Source organism: Bordetella sp. H567 (genome assembly GCF_001704295.1).
In the GTDB taxonomy this organism is placed as follows: domain Bacteria; phylum Pseudomonadota; class Gammaproteobacteria; order Burkholderiales; family Burkholderiaceae_B; genus Bordetella_C.
On record NZ_CP012334.1, the window covers coordinates 2,372,080 to 2,391,931 of the forward strand.

Consider the following 19,852-nt stretch of genomic DNA (forward strand, 5'->3'; position numbering starts at 1 on the left):
GCGGCGTGGCGCGACCGCGGGTCACGATACCAGGTTGGGGATCTGGTCCATGATCTGGCGGATGTAGTCCGTCATCATGCCGATCAGCCAGGGGCCCAGCAGCACCAGCGTGGCGGCGACGGCCACCAGCTTGGGAATGAAGGACAACGTCATTTCGTTGATCTGCGTCGCCGCCTGGAACACGCTGATCAGCAGGCCGACCAGCAGGGTGACCAGCAGCAGCGGTCCGGCCACGATCAGGATCATGCGCATGGCCTGGTACGTCAGCGTCATTACGGTTTCGGCATCCATGCCTGGCCTCCGGTCACTGGTAGAAGCTGCGGGCCAGCGAACCCAGCAGCATGTGCCAGCCGTCGGCCAGCACGAACAGCATCAGCTTGAACGGCAGCGACACCGAAATCGGCGGCACCATCATCATGCCCAGGCCCATCAGCACGCTGGCCACCACCATATCGATGATCAGAAAGGGAATGAAGATGGTGAAGCCGATCTGGAAAGCCGTTTTCAGCTCGCTGGTGATGAAAGCCGGCACCAGCACCTTCATCGGTACCGCTGCCGGGTTGTCCAGCGGCGGCTGGTTGGTCAGGTTGGCGAACAGCGTCAGATCCGTTTCGCGCGTCTGGTGCATCATGAAGGTGCGCAAGGGCTCGGCACCGCGTTCGATCGCGGTCTCGAAGGAAATCGCGCCGTTGGATAGCGGCTGGTACGCGTCCTTGTAGATCTGGTCGAAGACCGGCGACATCGTGTAGGCGGTCAGGAACAGCGCCAGTCCCACCAGCACCAGATTAGGCGGCGTGGTCTGGGTGCCCAGCGCGTTGCGCATCAGGCTCAGCACGATGATGATGCGCGTGAATCCCGTCATCATCAGCAGCGCCGCCGGGATGAAGGTCAGCGACGTCAGCATCAGCAGGGTCTGCACGCTGAGCGAATACGTTTCGCTGCCGTTCGGGCCCGGCGTCGCGGTCAGCGCCGGCAGGGTGGCCTGCGCGGACGCCACCAGGGGAAGGCAAGCCAGGGCAAGCAGGGCCAGGGCGGCCAGGGCGCGGCGCATGGCGCCTGCTTCGCCGGACCGCGCGCGGGGGAAACGTGTCATGGGAACATCCAACCGCATCAGCCCCGGCGCAGCGCCTGGCCCAGTCTGCTGGCGAAGGAGGCGTCCTCCGGCAGCGTGGACGGCGCCGCGTCGCCTTGCGTCGACGCCGCGCCCGCGCCCTTCGCGCGCCGGCGCGACAGCAACGACGCCGCCAGCGCGCCAGGCGCCTGGGGCACGGCGGCGGTGTCGCCGGCCGGCAGTGTGTGTAGGGAATTCATCTGGCCCGCCGTCACGCCGACCAGCACCCAGGTATCGGCCACTTCCACCAGCACGATGCGCTGGCGCGGCCCCAGGGTGAGGCTGTCGACGACGCGCATGGTGCCGCCCGGCGCGCGTCCGGCCAGGCCCGCGCGGCGCGCGAGCCAGCCGCAAGCCAGGATCGCCGCGATGACGACGACCAGGCCCACGATGACGCGAAAGGAAGCGGCGTCGGCCATGGCGGATCAGCGTCGGCCGTTCAGGCGGTTGATGCGCTCGGCCGGCGTGATGATGTCGGTCAGGCGGATGCCGTACTTGTCGTCGACGACCACCACTTCGCCCTGGGCGATCAGGTAGCCGTTGACGAAAATATCCATGGGTTCGCCGGCCAGGCCGTCCAGTTCGACCACCGAGCCCTGGCCCAGCTGCAGCAGGTTCTTGATGGTCAGGCGCGTGCGCCCCAGTTCCACCGTCAGTTGTACCGGCACGTCCATGATCAGGTCGATGTCGGCGGTGGACTTCTCGCTGGAGCTGGACAGCGGCTTGAAGACGGACGCGGCGGCGGGCTTGGCGGCGGGCGCGGCTGGCGCGGCGGCGGCGGGGGTGGACGCGGCGGTCTGTTCGGCCAGCGCATCGGCCCAGTCGTCGGCCGGCTTCAAACCGTCGGCCTGCGTGGGCGGGGCGGCGCGCGACTGTTCAGCCAGGGCGTCGGCCCAGTCGTCGCTGGCGCCGGCCGCGGGTTTGTCTTGATCGGGCCGCTCGGCGTTCTGGTCAGTCATGGTCGGGGGCCTCGTTCTCGGGATCCACAGGGGTAAGCAGTTTCTGTACGCGCAGCGCGTACTGGTTGTTGAACACGCCGTATCCGCATTCCATGACAGGCACGGCATCGACGTTGGCGATGACGGTTTCCGGCACATCGACCGGCAAGACGTCGCCGACCTTCATTTTCATCAGCTCGCGGATCGACGACGGGATGCGCGCGAATTCGGCGATCAGCTCCACGTCGGCGCTGCGGATCTGGCGCGACAGCTGGCGGGCCCAGCGCTGGTCCACCGCTTCCAGCGTGGTCTCCTGCAGCGGGCGGGTCAGGATGTCCCGCACCGGTTCGATCATGGAATAGGGCAGGCAGATATTCAGGTCGCCGCCGGTGGCGCCGAATTCGATGTGGAAAGGCGTCACCACCACGATTTCGTTGGAGCCGGTGATGCTGGCGAACTTCGTGTGCATTTCCGAACGCACGTATTCGAACTCGATCGGATAGACCGCTTCCCAGGACTTGCCGTAGCTTTCCAGCGTCAGGTTGAGCAGGCGTCGGATGATGCGCTGCTCGGTGGTGGTGAAGTCGCGGCCCTCGACGCGGGTATGGTAGCGGCCGTCGCCGCCGAACAAACTGTCGATGACCAGGAACACCAGGTTGGGGTCGTAGCTGAACAGGGCGGTGCCGCGCAGCGGCTTCATCTGCACCATGTTCAGGTTGCTGGGCACGGGCAGGTTGCGCTCGAAATCCGAGTACTTCAGGATGCGGATCGAACCGACCGTAATGTCGGCGTTGCGGCGCATGAAGTTCAACAGCACGTTGCGCATATGGCGCGCAAAACGTTCGTTGATCAGTTCCAGCGTCTGCATCCGGCGCCGCACGACCCGCTCCGGGGAGCTCAGGTCGTAGGCGCGTACGCCATCCTGGTTTTCCTGACTGGTTTCCTTGCCGTCGCTTTCGCCGGTGACGCCCGCCAGCAGGGCGTCTACTTCGTCCTGCGATAGGAACGCCTCGTAAGCCATGCTTATTGCACCACGAATTCGGTGAACAGGACGTCGGTCACGTACTGTCCGTCGGGCAGGGGGGTGAATGGCCTGTTGACGGCCTTCATCAGCGCGTTCGCCAGGTCGACCTTGCCTTGCGGCGTCTGCACGCTTTCCGGCGTTTGCGCCGACAGCAGCATCAGGACGCGGCTGCGCACTTCCGGCATGTACTTCTCGATGCGCTGGCGCGATTGTTCGTCGGCCACGCGCAGCGTCATGGCGATATGCACGATGCGCTCGCGGTCGGCGCTCTGCAGCGTGACGGTGAACGGCGTGATCGGAATGAAGATGGGCGCGGGCACCGCCTGCGGCGTCTGCGGGGGCGCGACGAAGGTGGTCGGCGTGGCACCCACCGCGGGCTGCTGCGCCTGCCCCACGTTGATTTGCACGGCGGAATTGGCCGCGCCGCGCTGCGACCGGGTGGTAATCATCCACGTCGTGGCGACGCTGGCGGCGGCGACGATCAGGAGAACCAGCAGGCCGATGATCGGACGCAGGAACCGAGACGAGCCGCTGGTGCGCATCGGTAGCGTGCTACGCGACGGCAGGGTGGAGGTTTTGGATGTCGCCATCTTTGATGGTTTTTGATTTGCCAGGGAAACGGATATCGATTATCCGAGTGCATTTTGCCTGACTTGGGCGGTCAGGACGTAGGGGAAAAACAGGGCGAAAACTGGGTATCTCCACCTATTGCTCTCGAGTTCGCCGGGGCCGCCGCGCGGCGCCCGGGACGCGAGGCGGGCGCCCGCGCTCATGCGAAGGTGTCGACCAGGCCGGCATTGGAGCGGCGCGGCGCGGGCACCGCGATCTGCACGGTATCGCCCGCCGTATCGGCCTGCGACTGCGCTGTTTGCCCGGCGCCCTGGCCCGGGCGCTCGCTGCCCTGCTGCATGCCGCCGAAGCCGGCCTGCCCGCCCTGGTCGCTGACGTTGGCCTGGCCCAGCGAAATGCCGGCCTGCGCCAGCGTCTGCTGCAACTGGGGCAGGGCGGACTCGACGGCCTGCCGGACCGCGGCGTGGGCCGACACGAAGGACGCCTCGGCCACGCCGTCGCTCAATTTGATCGTGACGCGCAGGGGGCCCAGGTCCGGCGGGTCCAGGCGCAATTCGGCGGTGTGGGCGTCGTTGCCGCCCCGGTGCGTCATCAGCACCAGTTGGCCGCCCAGTTCCGCGCCCCATTGCTCCTGTCCGACCGGCGTCCGGATGGCCGGCGCATTGACGGCGCTGGCGCCGGCGGGGGCCGCCGGGGCCTGCCAGGCATTGGCCAGCGCCTGCGTCATATCGGCCTGCGGCGCATGGGCCGGGGCGCGCGACGCCGTGGCGGCGGCTTCCGTCATGCCGTCCTTGTCGCCCGTGGCGGTACTGCCTTCGTGCGAGAGGCGGGGCGCATCGTCCCGGGCACCGGCGCGCGCATCGCGGCCGGATGCCTCCGTGGAGGCCGTGGCGGCCGCCTCGACGTTGCGATCGCTCGCCTGCCGGCTTTGTCCGCCGACGGGCGACGCGTGCGCCGGACCCGTGCGGCTCGCCTTGGGCGCGGTGTCGTCCACCGTCTGCGCGGTGGCGCCTGGCGCGGTGCCGGCGGGTAGCGCAGGCAGGCCCGCCTGGCCCGTGACGGCGGTTTCCGTGGCCGCGGCCGGCGCGGTGTTGGCATCCGCCGGTACGGCGGCGCCCGCGGGCAGCGCCTGCGTCGCCGCTGCCGACGTAGCGGGTGCGGTGCCGGCCGCCGTGGCGGCCGTCGCGATACCGGTGGCCTCGGCCGCGCCCGCCGCGGACGCCTGTGCGTTCGTGCCGGCCTGGGTGCCGTTCGCCGGTCCGGCCTGCAATTGCATGGCCATGGCCGCCATGGCCAGGGCCTGCTGCGCCAGCGTCGGCGCGGCGTCCGCGGGCGCCTCGGCGATGGCCTTGTCGTCGTCCTTCGTGTCGTCCGCCGCCGTGGCGCCGTCCTGTGCGGGGGCCGCCGGGCTGCGCGGATCCGCCGCGCCCGCGTCGGCTGCCGTGGCGGGATGTCCATTCGCCGGCGTGGCGGCGTCGGCCTCCTGGCCGGCACGCTGGCGCGCCATGATGTCGGAAAAGCTGGATGCACCGTTGCCGTCGCGCGATCCGCGGCCATCAGGCGCGGACGCGCCCGATGCCGGGCCGGAGGGCGCGGGCGTGGCCACGGCTAGCATGGCGAGCGGGGAAGTCATGGTCGGCATCCTTTTGTTCAATGCAGTCCCCGGGCGCCACGGACCAGGCGCGCGGAATACTCGTCGTTCAGGCGTTGTTCGCGGCGCGCGTCCTCGCGCATCCGCACTTGCTGCTGGCGCTGCGCCAGCGCATCGAAGGAGTTCAGCTTGCGTCGTTCCTCGCGCCAGTGGTCCTTGCCTTGCTCCAGGTGCGTGGCGGCCTGTTCCAGGACCGCCCGCTGCTGGTCGATCGCATCGTCCAGCGTGGCGATGAAGCGCTGGTAATTGTGGCAATCGGCGGCCGACATGCCGGTCATCATGGCGTTCTGCAGGCGCTGCAGATAGTCGGCGCGGTAGTCGCTCAGCATCGTCAATTGCTGTTCGGCGTTGTTGCGCGCGACGTGCAGGCCGCCAAGCCGCTTGGCGGCTTCGTCCGTGTGATCCTTGGCCAGCGAGATCAGCGTATCCAGGGGGAGTTGGCTAGGCATGCGATTCACCTGTCTGGAGCGTAAATTGCAATTGGGCGACGGCGGTGGCGTAGTCCACTTTTTCGCCGACGTTCTGCTGCAGGAAGGCTTCCAGCCGCGGATAGCGCGCGATGGCGTCGTCCAGGGCAAGATCGTGGCCGGGCGCATACGCGCCCACGGCGATCAGGTCGCGGTTGCGCTGGTAGCGGGACACCACCTGCTTGAAGCGCCGCACCACGGCGAATTGCTCCGTCGTGATCAGCGAGGTCATGGCCCGCGAAATCGACGCCTCGATGTCGATCGCGGGGTAGTGGCCGGCTTCCGCCAGATGGCGCGACAGCACGATGTGCCCGTCCAGGATGGCCCGCGCCGAATCGGCGATGGGGTCCTGCTGGTCGTCGCCTTCGGCCAGCACCGTATAAAAGCCGGTGATCGATCCGGCCTTGCCGTGCGGGCCGGGCGAGCCCATGCCGGCGCGTTCGACCAGCGCGGGCAGCCGCGCGAACACGGAGGGCGGATAGCCCTTGGTGGCGGGCGGCTCGCCGATGGCCAGCGCGATTTCCCGCTGCGCCATCGCATAGCGCGTCAGCGAATCCATGATCAGCAGCACGTCCAGCCCCTGGTCGCGGAAATGCTCGGCGATGCGCGTGGCATAGGCCGCGCCCTGCAGGCGCAGCAGCGGCGACACGTCGGCCGGGGCGGCAACCACGACGGAACGGGCCAGTCCCTCCGGCCCCAGGTTGTGCTCGATGAATTCCTTTACTTCGCGGCCGCGTTCGCCGATCAGGCCGACCACGATGACGTCGGCCTTGGTATAGCGCGCCATCATGCCCAGCAGCACGCTCTTGCCCACGCCGGAACCGGCGAACAGGCCCATGCGCTGGCCGCGGCCGACGGTCAACAGGCCGTTGATGGCCCGCACGCCCACGTCCAGCACCGTGTCGATGGGGGCGCGGGACAAAGGGTTGATGGGTATGGCGGACAAGGGCGCCTGATCGGCACCGACCAGCGGGCCCAGATCGTCCAGGGGTCGGCCGCCGCCATCCAGCACGCGGCCCAGCAGGGCGTTGCCCACGGGCAGGTGGCGGCCCAGCGCGGGCTTGGCATTGCCGTTCAGGACCGCCTTGCGGGGCAAGGGGATCTGCCGCTGCAGCGGCGGTTCGCCAGGGACGACGCGTGCGCCGGGCGGTAGGCCGGAGATATCGGACTGCGGCATCAAGTAAAGGGTATGGCCGTCGAAGCCGACCACCTCGGCGTCGGCCCAGTGGTCGTGGCCCGGTGCGATTTCGATGCGGCAGACGGCGCCCACCGGCAGGCGCAGCCCCGTGGCCTGCAATACCAGGCCGGTCGCGCGCGTGACGCGGCCGGTGGCCAGCCAGGGGTCGGTCGAACTGGCGCGGATCGAGCCGATCTGCAGCTGCGTGACCCAACGATCCACCACCGGTACGGCCGGCACGGCCGGTACCGCGCCTGGGGAGGCCGCATTGAGGGACAGCGTCTGCGATTCGCTCACTGAACGGCCCTCCAGTCGCTGCGCGACATCTTCCCAGGGAAGGAAGCGTGGCCGTCGGGCGACCGTGCGGCCACGCTCATTCGGTCGGCTCCAGCGGCATGTCTCGTCCCAGCGACGCCGCCACGCGGCGCCAGCGGGTTTCCAGGGTGGCGTCGATTTCGCCCAGCGAGGTTTCGGCGCGGCAGCCGCCGCGCGTGATGGATTCGTCGGCCAGCACGCGCCACGGGCCGGTCTTGAGTTCTTCGGCCAGATGCAGCCGCACCAGCTCCAGGTCCAGCGGATGCAGCCACAGGCGCAGCGGCGCGCTCGCGGTCGGATTCATGTGCAGCACTTCACGCACAGCGGTCAGCAGGGCCTCCGGCTGCGTCGCCACGGTGGTGCGCACGACCTGGCGAGCGATGTCCAGTGCCAGGGTCAGCAGCGCCTGGCCGGTTTTTTCTTCCAGCTGCGCCAGGGAGGACGCGGTCGCCTCCGCGATGGCGCGCAGCTGTTCGGCTTCCTCGGCGCCTTGCTTGCGCCCCTCGTCCAGGCCTTTGGCATGGCCGGCCTGGCGGCCTTCTTCCAAGCCTTGCTCGTAGCCGCGCGCGCGGCCTTCCGCGACGCCCAGGTCGTAGCCTTCCGCGCGCCCTTCGGCCAGGCCCTGCGCGTGGCCGGCACGGCGGGCTTCCTCGCGCACCAAGCGCGGATCGGGGCCCGGATCCGGCCGCGCTTCCGGCACGCTGACGGCCGAGTCCTGTTCCTCGAACGACGCCAGGCGCCAGCGCTGCCAAGGGGCGCTGGAAGGCGACGCCGGGACGGCGCGGCGGTCAGACATACGCGTCGTCTCCAGCGCCGCCCAGCACGATCTGCCCGCTCTCGGCCAGGCGGCGCGCGACCAGCAGGATCTTCTTCTGTTCGGCTTCGACCTTGGACATGCGGATCGGACCCTGCGCTTCCAGGTCCTCGCGCAGCATTTCGGCCGCGCGGCTGGACATGTTGCGCAGGAACTTGTCGCGCAGCTCCTCGACGGCACCCTTGAGGGCTACCATGAGCGTGTCGTTGTCGATTTCCTTGAGTATGAGCTGGATGCCGCGGTCCTCGACGTCGAGCAGATTCTCGAAGACGAACATTTCGTCGACGATCTTCTGCGCCAGGTCGGCATCGCGCTCGCGCAGGCTGGTCACGACGTTTTCCTCGTCCGAGGAATTCATCATGTTCAGGATCTCGGCCGCGGTGCGCACGCCGCCCATCTTGCTGCGCTTGGCGCCCTGGCCGGCCAGCACGGCGTTCAGCGTTTCCGTCAGTTCCGACAGCGCCGCGGGCTGCACGCCGCCGAAAGTGGCGATGCGCAGCATCACGTCGTTGCGCAGGCGTTCGGTCAGGCGGGTCAGCACGGCGGCGGCGCGGTCGCGTTCCAGGTGGACCAGGATGGTGGCGATGATCTGCGGGTGCTCGTCGCCGATCAGTTCGGCCACGATGTGCGGGTCCAGCCAATTCAGCGCGTCGATGCCGCTGCCGCTGTCGCCGGCTTCCAGGATGTCTTCGATCAGGCCGGCGGCGCGATCGCTGCCCAGTGCCTTGGTCAGCACCGTGCGGATGTAGTCGTCCGATCCCAGCGTGACCGCGATGAACTGATCGGATTCCTGGCGGAATTCCTCCAGCACCTCCGCCACGTCCTCGCGTGTTACCTGCTTCAGTTGCGCCATCGCGGCGCCCACCTGCTGCACCTCGCGCGCGCTCAGGAAGCGGAAGACCTCGGCCGCGGCGTCCTCGCCCAGCGACATCAGCAGCACCGCTGCCCGGGTCATGCCATCGATGGGTTTATCACTTGCCATCTTTGCTCATCCAGGTACGCAGCACCATGGCCACCGCGCGCGGGTCCTTCGTGGCCATATCGCGGGCGCGCTTCATGTTGTCGTCGAAACGGTCCATTTCCTTCGCGCGGGCCTGTTCGTGGGCCTCGCGCAGCGCGTCCTGGCGCTCCAGCTCGGCCAGCTCCGGATCGACCGGCGGGTTCATATAGCGTTCGTAGATGGGGCGCACCAGCGAACGCCACACCCACAGCGCCAGCACCGCCAGGACCAGCCAGCCGAGCACGCTCTTGGCCAGCGCGATATTGGCCGGATCCTTCCACCACGGCGTGGCGGGCTCGGTATCGTTGAACTGGCTGTTGACCACGTTCAGCGAGTCGCCGCGCGCCTCGGAATAACCCATCGCTTCCTTGACCAGCGTGGTCAGCTTGTTCAGCTGGTCGGCCGGCATGGCCTTGGGCTCGCCTTCCTTGTCCGGCAGGTAATTGATCACCACGGCGACCGACAGGCGCTTGACCGCGCCCACGGGCTGCTTGACATGGCTGATGGTGCGATCGACTTCGTAGTTGGTCGTGTTCTCGCGGCGCGTGCTGGCCGGGCCTTGCTGGGCGGCGGTGGCCGTCTGTGCCTGGCCTGCCTGTCCCTGCGCCTGGACGGGCTGCTGGGCGCCCGGCTGGCCAGGACGCTGCGCCTGCGTGGCCGGCGGGTTGGCGATCGGCGCCTGGGCCGCGGCGGGCGGTTCGTTGCTCAAGGCACCCGGCACGCCCTGTGCCGGATTCCCGCCGAGCTGCTGCGAATCGTTGGTCTGCTGGCTGCGGACGGCGCCCTGGCCCGGCTCCTGGTTGGGCCGGTAGACCTCCGAGGTTTCCTCGCGGCGGGAGAAGTCCATATCGGCGCTGGCCTGGGCGTGGACGTTGCCCGGACCGACCAGCGGGTTCAGGATCGCCAGGATCCGCTCCACGGTGCGCTGCTCGTTCTCGCGCACGAAGCGCATCTGGTCGGCGTCCATGCCGCGGCCTTCGCCGCTGGGCGAGGACAGCAGGCGGCCGTTCTGGTCCACGATGGACACGTTGCTGACGGTCAGCTCCGGCACGCTGGAGGCGACCAGCCACGAAATGGCGGATACCTGGGAATCGCCGATGCTGCGGCCCGGATACAGCGTCAGGACGATGGACGCGGTGGGCGGCCGGCGGTCGCGCACGAACAGCGTCTGGCGAGGCAGCGCCAGGTGCACCCGGGCGTGCTGCACGGCATTCATGGATTCGATCGAGCGCGCCAGCTCGCCTTCCAGGCCGCGCTGGTAATTGATCTGTTCGGTGAACTGGCTGGCGCCGAAGCGGGTGTTGTCCAACAGCTCGAAGCCGACCGAGCCGCCGCGCGGCAGCCCCTGGCCGGCCAACTGCAGGCGGGCATCGTAGACTTTTTCGGCGGGCACCAGGATCGCCGTACCGGTTTCGTTGAAACGGTACGGAACGTTCATCTGGTTCAGGGCGGCGACGATGGCGCCGCCGTCCCGGTCGTCCAGATTGCTGAACAGCACCTTATAGTTAGGGTCGCGTCCCCACATCACCGCCGCGACGATCAGCGCGATAACCGCCGCCGCCGCGCCCAGCAATAGCGGTTTCGGGACGGTCCGCAGCTTCTCCAGCGCGGGAAACCGGGACATCAAGGACGAGGTGAGGGTGGCCTGCTGGTTCATCGGCTGCCCCCGCTCGCCAGACGGCGCGAGTTCCGGGGATGTACGTTGGGGTTAGGCAAGTTACACATGCAACGTGCTTCGGATATCGGAGCGTGGATTATGGCCGGGGTGCCAGCCATCCCAAGGGCAGAAAAACCTGGGTTTTTGGCGTCATTTGCCTTTTATGTCTTTCGCGGTACAAGTCCTTGGCCTCAAGCAGGCGAAATATCGGGTTTTTTGACTTCATTTGTGCCATATGAGGACGGCCCCGGGGCGGTAGTCTCTTGCCACCGACAACAAAGGAAAGATTTGCTATGGCAATAGCCGGACTGGCTGGTATCGAAAACATGCTGGAGCAGATGCGTCAGGTCGTGCGCGTCGCGCAGGACGGCGGCACGCCGGACGGCGTGGGCGGCGCCGCGCAGGTCGGCGAGGGATTCGCGGCGGAGCTCCAGCGGTCGCTGAAGCGCGTCTCCGGCGCCCAGAATGCCGCCGTGGCTCAATCCAAGGCGTTCGAACTGGGCGCGCCCAATGTTTCCTTGAACGACGTCATCGTCGATATGCAAAAGGCCAACGTCGGATTCCAAACGGCGGTGCAGGTGCGTAATCGCCTTGTCTCGGCTTACAAGGAAATCTCGTCCCTGTCGGTGTGAGACTTGCCGGTTTTGTGCAAGAATCCTGCCCGTGCGGCACGCTTCGGACTAATTCCGTTATCGCCGTCGACGGTGTGCGATGCTTGACACTCTTACATTGCTTGTCGTAGCCGTAATCCAGTTCGAGATCATCGGCGTCGTGCTGCTGACAACATGGTTCATTTCCCGGCGCGCCCGCGGCGCGCTGGGCGGTGGCGGAGCCATGGCGCTGGTCGCGGCGATGTGCCTATTGCCGGTCTGGTATCTCTGGGATACCGGGATCGCCCATATCGCCGGATTCCACTGGATACTGCTCACGTTGATCGTGGTGGTGCCTTCGGGCCTGCTGCTATTCCTGGCGCTTCATCTCGTGCGTTCGGAGGCCATCCTGCGCGCCGTGCGCATTACGCGCAGCGGCCAGAGCGTGCTTGGCCTGTCCCAGGTCGCCGATTCCGAGGCCCTGGAAGAAGACCTGCGCCAGGCCATGCAGGAAACAGGACAGCTCTATGTCCACTACCAGCCTATCTATAGCGCGGGCACGCGTACGCTCGTGGGATTCGAGGCGCTGCTGCGCTGGAACCACCCGCACCGCGGGCTGGTCGCTCCCATGCAGTTCATCCCGCTCGCCGAACAGACCGAATTGATCGTGCCGCTGGGCGCATGGGTGCTGGAAACCGCCTGTGCCGAAGCCGCCAACTGGCCCGAACCCTGGTATCTGTCGGTCAATCTTTCACCGGTGCAGCTGGAAAAGATCCAGCTGGTGCGCGATGTACGGGCCGTCCTGGAACGCACCGGCCTGGCCGCGGAGCGCCTGGAGCTGGAAATCACCGAAGGCGTGCTGGTGGCCGCCGAGGGCGGGGAGATTTCGCGCCTGGCGGAATTGCGCCGGGCCGGCGTGCGGATCGCCATCGACGACTTCGGTACCGGCTATTCCAGCCTGGGTTATCTGCGTCAATTGCCGTTCGATACCATCAAGATCGACCGTTCCTTCGTACGCAATCTGGAAAGCGATTCCAGCGCCCAGGCCATCGTGGGCACCATCGTCGAACTCTCGCGCCGCCTGAACCGCGAAATCGTCGCCGAAGGCGTGGAAACGGAGGGCCAGTACGCCATCCTCAACGCGCTGCAATGCCACCGCGTACAGGGCTGGCTACTGGGCAAGCCCATGCCGCCGGAAGAGATCGCGGTGCATTATTTCCCGTCGGTGGCCGAGGAAGGCGAGACGCATGAAGTGCCCTGGGTGGACCAGCCGGAAACCTCGTAGGGCCGGTTCACGCGCGGTATCGACGGCCAACCAGGGCGGCGGCCCACCGCGCATCGGCGCGGGCGGTGCGGCGACAGGATGCGGTCTTCGGGCTCAACCCGCGGTGCGGGCCTTTTCCAGCCGCCACACCACCTGTTGCAGCCATGCTTCCTGGCGCCCGGTCAGCGCCGCGAACTCCGCGCCGATGTGCGTCAGGGGATCCTGGCTGATCAGGCTGGGGCGCATGGCCGGCACGGCCGCCATGGCTGGCGCGTCGCCGGCGGCCAGCGCCGGTGCGTCCAGCGCGGATTCCAGCAGCGGCTGGCCGGACAGCGGAATCACCGTGCGCACCTGCAGGTCCGTGGTGATATTGCCGAAGTCGCCGAAGTCCAGATAGACCTCCTCCATGACGACGCCCGCGCCCGGCAGCTCGGTGGCCAGTCTTTCCACGCGCAGCCCGATGCCCTCCACGGAAATGTCGCGGATGGCGAACAGGATGGGCTTGGACTTGGGGTCGGGCCGCCATTGCCCGGCGCAGCGCACCGCCGTGCCGATGATGGAAGCGCGGAACAGCTTGCGGCGCTGGATGCGCGAGACGCGCTCGGGCAAGGGCGATACGAAGGCCGCGCTGCCGTCGTCAAAGCGCACCAGCTCGGGGCGCGGGACCCGGAAGTGGATCTGCACGCCGCCGTAGCCGTTGCCGTGGAACTGCAGCACGGTGCCCACGCGCAGGCCGCGGCTGTCGTTGGTGGCGAAGTCCGAGCCGGCGAAATCGCGCGGACGCCAGAAGAAGTGGTCGGTCTGCTTGTCGATGCCCAGCACCAGGATCGCGGTTTCGCGGTCGGCGGCATCGCGTACCAGGGTCGTGCAGTCCTGGTGCGTCAGTTCGAAAATGGCGGAGCGTATTTCCTCCGGCCGCGTCAGCAGAAAGTCCGGTTCGGGCTCTTTCAACGGCATGGCGATTCCAGCGTAGATATCAAACGATTGTGTTGGGCGGCGGTGGACCGGGCAGCGCTTGGTCGGGCCGTGCCTCCAGCCGGTAAAGCCATGCCAGCAGCTCCGCGACCGCCAGATACAGCTGGGGGGGTATATGCGCGTCCAGATCGACCTGCATCAGCAGGCCTACCAGCTCGGGCGACTGGTGTACGTACATGCCGTGTTCGCGGGCGGTACGTATGATGGTGTCGGCCAGCGTTCCATAGCCCTTGGCGACGACGCGGGGCGCGGCCTCGCCGTCCTGGTAGGACAGGGCGACAGCGGCCGGGCGTGCCGCCTCATTGCCGCCGGCGGAAGTGGGCGGGCTCACGATGCACCTTCCTGTCGCTGCGCGATTGCCTTGCCAGGGGAGGGTGCCCGTTCTTCGGGCGGCCGGGCGAACGGGATCATGGCAGCGCTTCCGGCGCGGGCGCGTGCGTGCTGACCGTCATCTGGGCCAGCTGCAGGCCGGCGCTTTCCAGGCGCTGGCGCAGGTCATTGCCGCCGGCGGCGATCTCGCCCTGGCTTTCGGGGGCGACGATCTGCAGCGCGAGGCGCTGGCCGGACAGGGAAATGTTCGCTTCCACGGTACCCAGGCGCGGCATGGTCAGGACCAGGCGCGTGGCCCAGCCCGCGGGCGCCTCGGCCGGGGCATATGCGTTTTCGTCGCGGGCTTCGCGGCGGATCTCCCACCACATGTCGGTGCCGGGCCAGGCGTTGCCTTCCCAGGCCAGTGTCTGGTTGGCCAGCACTTCCAGCTGCTGGCGCACCAGCAGGGTGGCATCGGGATGAACGCCGGGCGGCGGAGCGGGCGCATGGCCGGGCGTGGACGCCGACCAGGTCGACGCCGTGCCGCCGGCGGGCGACCCGTCCGCCTGGGCCATCGTCGGGGCGGCGTTGGTCGGCAGGTTGAAGCGCGGATTATCGGCCAGGATGGATTGTTTGGGCACCGGCGTCTGGATGGCCGGGGCCTGCCCGGGGTCCAGCGCGGCCTGGGGCTCGGCACGCAAGTGCGCGATGCCGCGCTGCCCATAGGCCACGTCGCCCAGGTGCGACTCGTAGAACAGGCCGCTGGTTTCGATGGCATGCCGCAGCGCTTGCGCCAGGGGGCCGGGCTGCGGGCCGCTGGTGTTCAAGGTTGCCGCGCGCGCGGCATCGGCGCCTTGCGCACCGGATGCGGCGTTGCCGGCGGCGACGGGACGCGCGGCCGTACCGGCGATGTCGTCGACCGTGGCCGTGGCCGCGGTGCTGGCGGCCTGCGGCGCGCCGCCTGTCGTGGCGCCGCGCGCCGTGCCGGCGGATGTATTCGTTCCGGGGTTCTGGCCCGCGGCATCCTGCTGGGCGCCGTCGTCGGCGCCAGGCCCCTGGACCGCGCGCGGCTCACCCTGGACGCCTGGGCGGCCGGCCGTGCCCAGGCTTGTCCCATCCCGGCCCGCATTCGCGTCCGCGTCCGCTTCGGCGGACCAGAGCGGCGCCTTGCCCGACAGGGCAGGGGCGGTTTCCGGATATTGGGCCAGCAGCGTCAGGATGACGCGTGCCGTCTGCCCCAGCGTGGTCGGAGCCGATGGCGTGGTATCGGTGCTGACGAAGCGGCTGCGCAGCGCCGCCGCCAGGTCGGCCTGTTCGGCGGCTTCGCGCAGCGCGGCACGTTCACGTCCGGTCAGGTTGCCCAGCTGGTCCGCGCCGCGGCCCTGCGGGTCGGGGCGCAGCCCATCGGCCCCGCCGGGGGGAATGACCGCATCCCGCAGCGTCGCGGTATTCCCGTGTTGGGCGAGCTGCGTTCCCAGCACGGCATCCAGCCGCTGCACGAGCAGCGAGCTGAGCGCGGTAGGCCCCACGCTCATGGGTATGGCCTCCTGCCGCTACGCGACTCCTCGTGGAGAGCGCCCCCTACGGGCAGCCGCGCGATAAAGCTCATGCCACTGGCGCCTTGAACCCGTAAGCGTTGAGGGCGGTTTGCTGGCGTTTCATGCGGCCCAGGAGGTCGCTCATGCGCGCCAGTTCAGGGATGGCCAGGTCGCGTGTGTTGGCATCGTTTTCCAGGATCTGGACCAGCATGTCGTGCTTCTGGCGCCGTTCCGCGTCACCCAGCGGCTCCGTCACGCCGATGGTGCGCAGGCGTTCGACGATCTCGCAATATGTTTGCCCGGATTGCAGGACGCCGATCCAGTCCTGCCCACGGGCAGAATTCAGCATTGCCGCGGTGACCGCGACGATCTCGCGATAGAGCTCAAGAATGATTTGCGAGGACTGGGACGGCATAAATGGCCTTGTGGCGGCGACGAGTAGTGTAGGAAGGGTCCCGGGCGCGTCAGGTCCTGGCGGCTTCACCGAGACGGTCCACCGATGTCTGCCATGCATCCTGAAGCTGGGCAAGCAGCGTATCGGCTGTTTCCAGCTGGGCGGCGTCCGCCTTCAGGTTGGCATTGATCAGCGTGCGCAGCACGTAGTCGTAAAGATTGTTCAGATTGGCGGCGACTTCGCCGCCAGCTTCCAGGTCGAGCGCCTGCTTCAACCCTTCGTCCACCAGGCGGATCGCCTTGTTGAGGGCCACGGCCCGCGCCGACACATTGCCTTGCTCCATATGGATGCGGGCCTGGCCGATGGCGGCGCGCGCGGCCGTGTACAGCAGCGTGATGAGCCTTTCCGGGCTGGCGCTCATCACCTGCGTTTCAAGACCCACGTCCGCGTACGAGCGCACGGAGTAGGCATTGTCGGGACGGCGGGATGCGTAGGCCATTACTTGTTCTGGTTCGAGAGGGCAGCGAACTGCTGCGTCAGGTACGAACTTGTGCTGTTCATCTTCGCGACGAAGGAATCCAGCTGCACGAACTGCGCGCGAAGATTCGCGACGTCGGCGTCGATGCGGCTGTTGACGCTGTCGAACCGGGTCTGCAGCGTCTTCTGGGTTTCGGTCAGGCCGGCGGTACGCGTGGCCAACAGGCCGTTGGAGCCCAGGATTCCGCCGACGGCCTTGCCGACGCTCGTGCCCAGCGCGGTCAGGATGTCCGCGACATCCTTCGGGTTGGTGGACAGCGAACCGTTCAGCGAATGCAGATGCGTGCTGTCGATGGTGTTCAGGTTCAGGTCAAGGGTGCCGTCGGTCGGGTCCGTGGTGATGCCCAGGTCCTGGATCGTCTTCAGCGTATCGGTGCTCGAAGCCAGCACGCGCAGCGCGCTCGTCACGGTGGACGAGATCGAGCGGGTCGTGCTGTCGCCGGTCAGGACCGAGGACTGGTTCGACGACGGGTCGTACTTCGTCATCGACGCCACCATCTTCTGCAGCGTGTTGTACGCGGTCACGAAGTTCTGCGTGGCCGTCACGACGCCGGAGGAATCGGTCGCCACCTTCACCGTCACCGGCGACGTGGTCACATCGCTCAGCGTGATGGTGACGTTGTCGATGTTCTTGTCCAGGGTATTGGACCCGCTGACGATCTGCACGTCATTGATCGTGACCTTCGCATCGGTCGCGGCCACGGTCTGCGTCATGCCACCTGTCGGCGTGGCCGACGCGTCGTACCCCAGTGCGGTCTGGATCGTGCTGTTGGTCGAGGTGATCTTGGTGACCGCGGCCTGCGTGCCGGTATCCGAGGACGTCAGCTGCAGAAAGCTCTTGCCGCTGCCGTCCGTCAGGATGGTCGCCGTGACGCCAGCCGCGTCGTCCGCGTTGATGGCCTTGGCGATGCCGTTCAGCGAGGTGTCCTTGCTGACGTCGATCGTCTTGTTGGTCCCGTCGGCCAGCGTGACGGTAATGGTGCCACCGGTGCCCAAGGCCTGGGTGCGATCCGCGATGGCGCCGGACTTCAGCTGTGCCGAGGTGGCCAGCTGGTCGACTTGCACCTTGTATGTCGCGGGCGTGGCGCCGGCTGCCGTCTTGACGGTGAACGCGTCACTGCCGCCGACGATGGTCGCCGTCGTGACGTTGTAGGTCTTGGGATCGGCCAGCGCGCTTGCCGCCGTCTGCAGGGTTTCGACGGCCTGTTGCAGCGTACCGTAGGCGGACAGCTGGGTCGTGACCAGCGTCTGTTGATTCTGGATGGGGACCAGTGCCTGCTTTTCGTTGTCCTGCAGGCTTTCCAGGATGCCCTGCAAATCCAAGTTCGAACCGGAGCCCAGGGAGGTGACTGGCGGAAGGGGGGAAGTGGCCATCGTGCTGTTTCCTTGATGCGCTTATTCTGTCAAACACCTCGCCGGCCCGATACGTCGGGCAAGCGGCATAAGGCGGGCTTGTTCGGTGTTTTTCCGTGAATACCGGCGGGTGGTGCTGCGCGTCAGGCGCTGGTTTCCACGCCGCCGCCCTGCATTTTGGTAATCATCTTCGCGATGTTCAGGACCGTTTCGCTGGGGATGGTCTTGATGGTGTCCCCCGTTTTCGAGTCCTTGATGGAAATCACCACGCGGTGCGTGTCCGGGTCGATGTCGAACTGGATCTGCGTCGACCAGGCCTGCATTTGCTCGTTGATCTTCTGCAATGCCCGGTCCAGAGGCAGCTGCGGCTCCGACGGCTGGCCGGACGAACCGCCGCCGCTGGTGGCGCCGCCGGTGTCGGCGCCTTTCTGGGCGTCGCCGCCAGGGGTGACCAGAACGGCGGCATCAGGCAACGGTGCAGGGTGTGCCTCGGCGAGCTGGACCGGAAGGGCCGCGGGGGCGATAGGGCTGACAGCCATAAGGACTCCACTTTCTGCTGTGCGTCGACGACGCGGGTTTCTGGGTAGACAACGTCGTAACGGCAGGGCAGCCGGAAACTTTAGTCCCGCGGCGCCGTTATCTGCATCTCGTTCCGCCGGGCGCCCCGCGACCCCCGCACCGCCTGAAACAGGTGCACCCAGACCGGGGACGCCGCCGGAGCCGGCTTTGCCGGTCCGCCAGCGTCGCCCCCTTGAGGGGGAGGCGCGCAGCGCCTCGGGGGTGGGGCCCTCCCTCCCCCTGTTAAAATTTCGTCTGCTCCAGCTCAGTTTCCCGCCATGTCTCTCACCGCCCCTCCGGATGCCGGCGCCACGCTTACCCAGTGGCTGGCATACCTGGAATCGCTGCACCCCAAAACCATCGACCTTGGCCTGGAACGGGTCCGCCAGGTGGCGCAACGCCTGAAGATCGAGCTGGACTGCGTCAAGATCGTGGTCGGCGGCACCAACGGCAAGGGTTCCACCTGCGCCATGCTGGAAGCCATGCTGCTGGCGGCGGGCTTCAAAACGGGGCTGTATACGTCTCCGCACCTGATCGACTTCAACGAACGGGTGCGCGTGAACGGCGAGCTGGCGTCCGATGCGGACCTTGTCACCCAGTTCCAGGCCGTGGAGGCCGCGCGGGGCGACACCTCGCTGACGTACTTCGAATTCACGACCCTGGCGGCGCTGCGCCTGTTCGCGCTATCCCGCCTGGACGCCGTCGTGCTGGAAGTCGGCCTGGGCGGCCGCCTGGATGCGGTGAATATTGTCGACGCCGATTGCGCCGTCGTGACCAGCGTGGACCTGGACCACATGGACTGGTTGGGGGATACCCGCGAAAAGATCGGCTACGAAAAGGCCCACATCTATCGCCCGGGCAAGCCCGCCATCTGTGCCGACCCCATGCCGCCGCAAAGCCTGGTCGACCATGCCGCGGCCATCGGGGCCGACCTGTGGCAGTTCGGCCAGGACTACAACTACTCGGGCGATCGGCAGCAATGGGCCTACGGCGGCCGGGCGCAGCGCCGTAGCGCGCTGGCCTATCCCGCCCTGCGTGGCGCCAATCAGCTCCTGAACGCCGCGGCCGCCCTGGCCGCGCTGGAAGCGCTGCGCGACCGCCTGCCGGTGCCGCAGCAGGCGGTGCGCCTAGGGCTGCTGCAGGCTACCTTGCCGGGGCGCTTCCAGATACTGCCGGGGCAGCCCACCGTCATCCTGGATGTGGGCCACAATCCGCATGCCGCCGCGGTCCTGGCCCAGAACCTCGACAACATGGGTTTTCATCCCTACACCTATGCGGTGTTCGGCATGCTCACCGACAAGGATGTGGCCGGCGTGGTGGCCAAGCTGGGCGGCCGGATCGACCGCTGGTATTGCGCCGGCCTGCCCGGGCCGCGGGGCGGCAGCGGGCAAGCGCTGGCCGAACAGGTGCGGGCAGCGCTGCCGTCGCCTGGCGCGGGCGACGACGTCCCTTTGATCGCCGCCTATGCGGACCCCGCCCAGGCCTACGCCGCGGCGCGCGCCCAGGCGGGCGAGGGTGATAGAATCGTGGTGTTCGGATCGTTCTTCACGGTCGCCGCCGTGCTCCAATCGCTGGGGCGTAAATCCTGAGTTTTCCACCGCGCGTCGGCG

At 67.7% G+C, this 19,852-nt stretch carries 22 protein-coding genes; 3 read left to right on the forward strand and 19 right to left on the reverse strand.

Going from position 1 to position 19,852, the window contains the following annotated elements; all coding sequences use genetic code 11:
- Nucleotides 1–21: 21 nt before the first annotated feature.
- The 12 genes from fliQ to fliF all read right to left on the reverse strand — a co-directional run bounded on the left by fliQ (nucleotide 22) and on the right by fliF (nucleotide 10,724).
- Nucleotides 22–291, reverse strand: coding sequence for a flagellar biosynthesis protein FliQ (gene fliQ / locus AKI39_RS10630; RefSeq protein WP_066635390.1), 270 nt, complete (start codon nucleotides 289–291; stop codon nucleotides 22–24).
- A 13-nt stretch (nucleotides 292–304) separates the two neighbouring features.
- Nucleotides 305–1,093 (reverse strand): flagellar type III secretion system pore protein FliP, encoded by a 789-nt coding sequence (gene fliP / locus AKI39_RS10635; protein ID WP_274532994.1) that lies wholly within the window; start codon nucleotides 1,091–1,093, stop codon nucleotides 305–307.
- A 17-nt stretch (nucleotides 1,094–1,110) separates the two neighbouring features.
- Nucleotides 1,111–1,530, reverse strand: a complete 420-nt coding sequence (gene fliO / locus AKI39_RS10640) for a flagellar biosynthetic protein FliO (RefSeq protein ID WP_066635392.1) — start codon at nucleotides 1,528–1,530, stop codon at nucleotides 1,111–1,113.
- Between the two features lie 6 nt (nucleotides 1,531–1,536).
- Nucleotides 1,537–2,070 carry a flagellar motor switch protein FliN gene (gene fliN / locus AKI39_RS10645; RefSeq protein WP_066635395.1) on the reverse strand — a complete coding sequence of 178 codons (534 nt, stop codon included), beginning with the start codon at nucleotides 2,068–2,070 and terminating at the stop codon, nucleotides 1,537–1,539.
- Nucleotides 2,063–3,070, reverse strand: coding sequence for a flagellar motor switch protein FliM (fliM, locus tag AKI39_RS10650; protein ID WP_066635398.1), 1,008 nt, complete (start codon nucleotides 3,068–3,070; stop codon nucleotides 2,063–2,065). The genes fliN and fliM overlap by 8 nt, the downstream gene beginning before the upstream one ends.
- Before the next feature lie 2 nt (nucleotides 3,071–3,072).
- Nucleotides 3,073–3,663 carry a flagellar basal body-associated FliL family protein gene (locus AKI39_RS10655; RefSeq protein ID WP_066635401.1) on the reverse strand — a complete coding sequence of 197 codons (591 nt, stop codon included), beginning with the start codon at nucleotides 3,661–3,663 and terminating at the stop codon, nucleotides 3,073–3,075.
- Between the two features lie 179 nt (nucleotides 3,664–3,842).
- Entirely contained in the window at nucleotides 3,843–5,276 is a 1,434-nt protein-coding gene (locus tag AKI39_RS10660; protein WP_083228766.1) for a flagellar hook-length control protein FliK, read from the reverse strand.
- Nucleotides 5,277–5,293: 17 nt separating this feature from the next.
- Nucleotides 5,294–5,743 (reverse strand): flagellar export protein FliJ, encoded by a 450-nt coding sequence (fliJ, locus tag AKI39_RS10665; RefSeq protein ID WP_066635402.1) that lies wholly within the window; start codon nucleotides 5,741–5,743, stop codon nucleotides 5,294–5,296.
- A complete protein-coding gene (fliI, locus tag AKI39_RS10670) occupies nucleotides 5,736–7,178 on the reverse strand; it encodes a flagellar protein export ATPase FliI (RefSeq protein ID WP_145925417.1) in 1,443 nt (480 codons plus the stop codon). Before fliI ends, fliJ begins: the two co-directional genes overlap by 8 nt.
- A gap of 133 nt (nucleotides 7,179–7,311) precedes the next feature.
- The gene (gene fliH, locus AKI39_RS10675) at nucleotides 7,312–8,049 is read right to left on the reverse strand and encodes a flagellar assembly protein FliH (protein ID WP_066635404.1); all 738 of its coding nucleotides are present in this window, start codon (nucleotides 8,047–8,049) and stop codon (nucleotides 7,312–7,314) included.
- Nucleotides 8,042–9,049, reverse strand: a complete 1,008-nt coding sequence (gene fliG / locus AKI39_RS10680) for a flagellar motor switch protein FliG (protein WP_066635405.1) — start codon at nucleotides 9,047–9,049, stop codon at nucleotides 8,042–8,044. Before fliG ends, fliH begins: the two co-directional genes overlap by 8 nt.
- Complete coding sequence (gene fliF / locus AKI39_RS10685) at nucleotides 9,039–10,724, reverse strand: flagellar basal-body MS-ring/collar protein FliF (RefSeq protein ID WP_066635406.1); 1,686 nt, start codon at nucleotides 10,722–10,724, stop codon at nucleotides 9,039–9,041. Before fliF ends, fliG begins: the two co-directional genes overlap by 11 nt.
- A 293-nt stretch (nucleotides 10,725–11,017) precedes the next feature.
- On the opposite strand from fliF, the gene fliE reads away from it, so the two are divergent.
- Entirely contained in the window at nucleotides 11,018–11,356 is a 339-nt protein-coding gene (gene fliE / locus AKI39_RS10690) for a flagellar hook-basal body complex protein FliE (protein ID WP_066635407.1), read from the forward strand.
- A 79-nt stretch (nucleotides 11,357–11,435) separates the two neighbouring features.
- Nucleotides 11,436–12,599 (forward strand): putative bifunctional diguanylate cyclase/phosphodiesterase, encoded by a 1,164-nt coding sequence (locus tag AKI39_RS10695; RefSeq protein ID WP_083228767.1) that lies wholly within the window; start codon nucleotides 11,436–11,438, stop codon nucleotides 12,597–12,599.
- A gap of 93 nt (nucleotides 12,600–12,692) precedes the next feature.
- Here the strand turns inward: AKI39_RS10695 and AKI39_RS10700 are convergent, their stop codons facing one another.
- From AKI39_RS10700 to AKI39_RS10730, 7 genes are all read right to left on the reverse strand, one after another.
- Entirely contained in the window at nucleotides 12,693–13,535 is an 843-nt protein-coding gene (locus AKI39_RS10700) for a hypothetical protein (RefSeq protein ID WP_066635417.1), read from the reverse strand.
- Nucleotides 13,536–13,554: 19 nt separating this feature from the next.
- A complete protein-coding gene (locus tag AKI39_RS10705; protein ID WP_066635419.1) occupies nucleotides 13,555–13,887 on the reverse strand; it encodes an EscU/YscU/HrcU family type III secretion system export apparatus switch protein in 333 nt (110 codons plus the stop codon).
- A gap of 73 nt (nucleotides 13,888–13,960) precedes the next feature.
- A complete protein-coding gene (gene fliK / locus AKI39_RS10710; protein ID WP_066635422.1) occupies nucleotides 13,961–15,397 on the reverse strand; it encodes a flagellar hook-length control protein FliK in 1,437 nt (478 codons plus the stop codon).
- Between the two features lie 70 nt (nucleotides 15,398–15,467).
- Nucleotides 15,468–15,815 (reverse strand): flagellar protein FliT, encoded by a 348-nt coding sequence (locus AKI39_RS10715; protein WP_066635425.1) that lies wholly within the window; start codon nucleotides 15,813–15,815, stop codon nucleotides 15,468–15,470.
- 49 nt (nucleotides 15,816–15,864) lie between these two features.
- The gene (fliS, locus tag AKI39_RS10720) at nucleotides 15,865–16,293 is read right to left on the reverse strand and encodes a flagellar export chaperone FliS (RefSeq protein ID WP_066635430.1); all 429 of its coding nucleotides are present in this window, start codon (nucleotides 16,291–16,293) and stop codon (nucleotides 15,865–15,867) included.
- Nucleotides 16,293–17,705 (reverse strand): flagellar filament capping protein FliD, encoded by a 1,413-nt coding sequence (fliD, locus tag AKI39_RS10725; RefSeq protein WP_066635432.1) that lies wholly within the window; start codon nucleotides 17,703–17,705, stop codon nucleotides 16,293–16,295. The genes fliS and fliD overlap by 1 nt, the downstream gene beginning before the upstream one ends.
- Before the next feature lie 122 nt (nucleotides 17,706–17,827).
- Complete coding sequence (locus tag AKI39_RS10730) at nucleotides 17,828–18,223, reverse strand: flagellar protein FlaG (protein WP_066635435.1); 396 nt, start codon at nucleotides 18,221–18,223, stop codon at nucleotides 17,828–17,830.
- A gap of 297 nt (nucleotides 18,224–18,520) precedes the next feature.
- Here AKI39_RS10730 and folC point away from each other — a divergent pair, with 297 nt between their 5' ends.
- The gene (folC, locus tag AKI39_RS10735; protein WP_066635438.1) at nucleotides 18,521–19,831 is read left to right on the forward strand and encodes a bifunctional tetrahydrofolate synthase/dihydrofolate synthase; all 1,311 of its coding nucleotides are present in this window, start codon (nucleotides 18,521–18,523) and stop codon (nucleotides 19,829–19,831) included.
- Nucleotides 19,832–19,852: the final 21 nt, after the last annotated feature.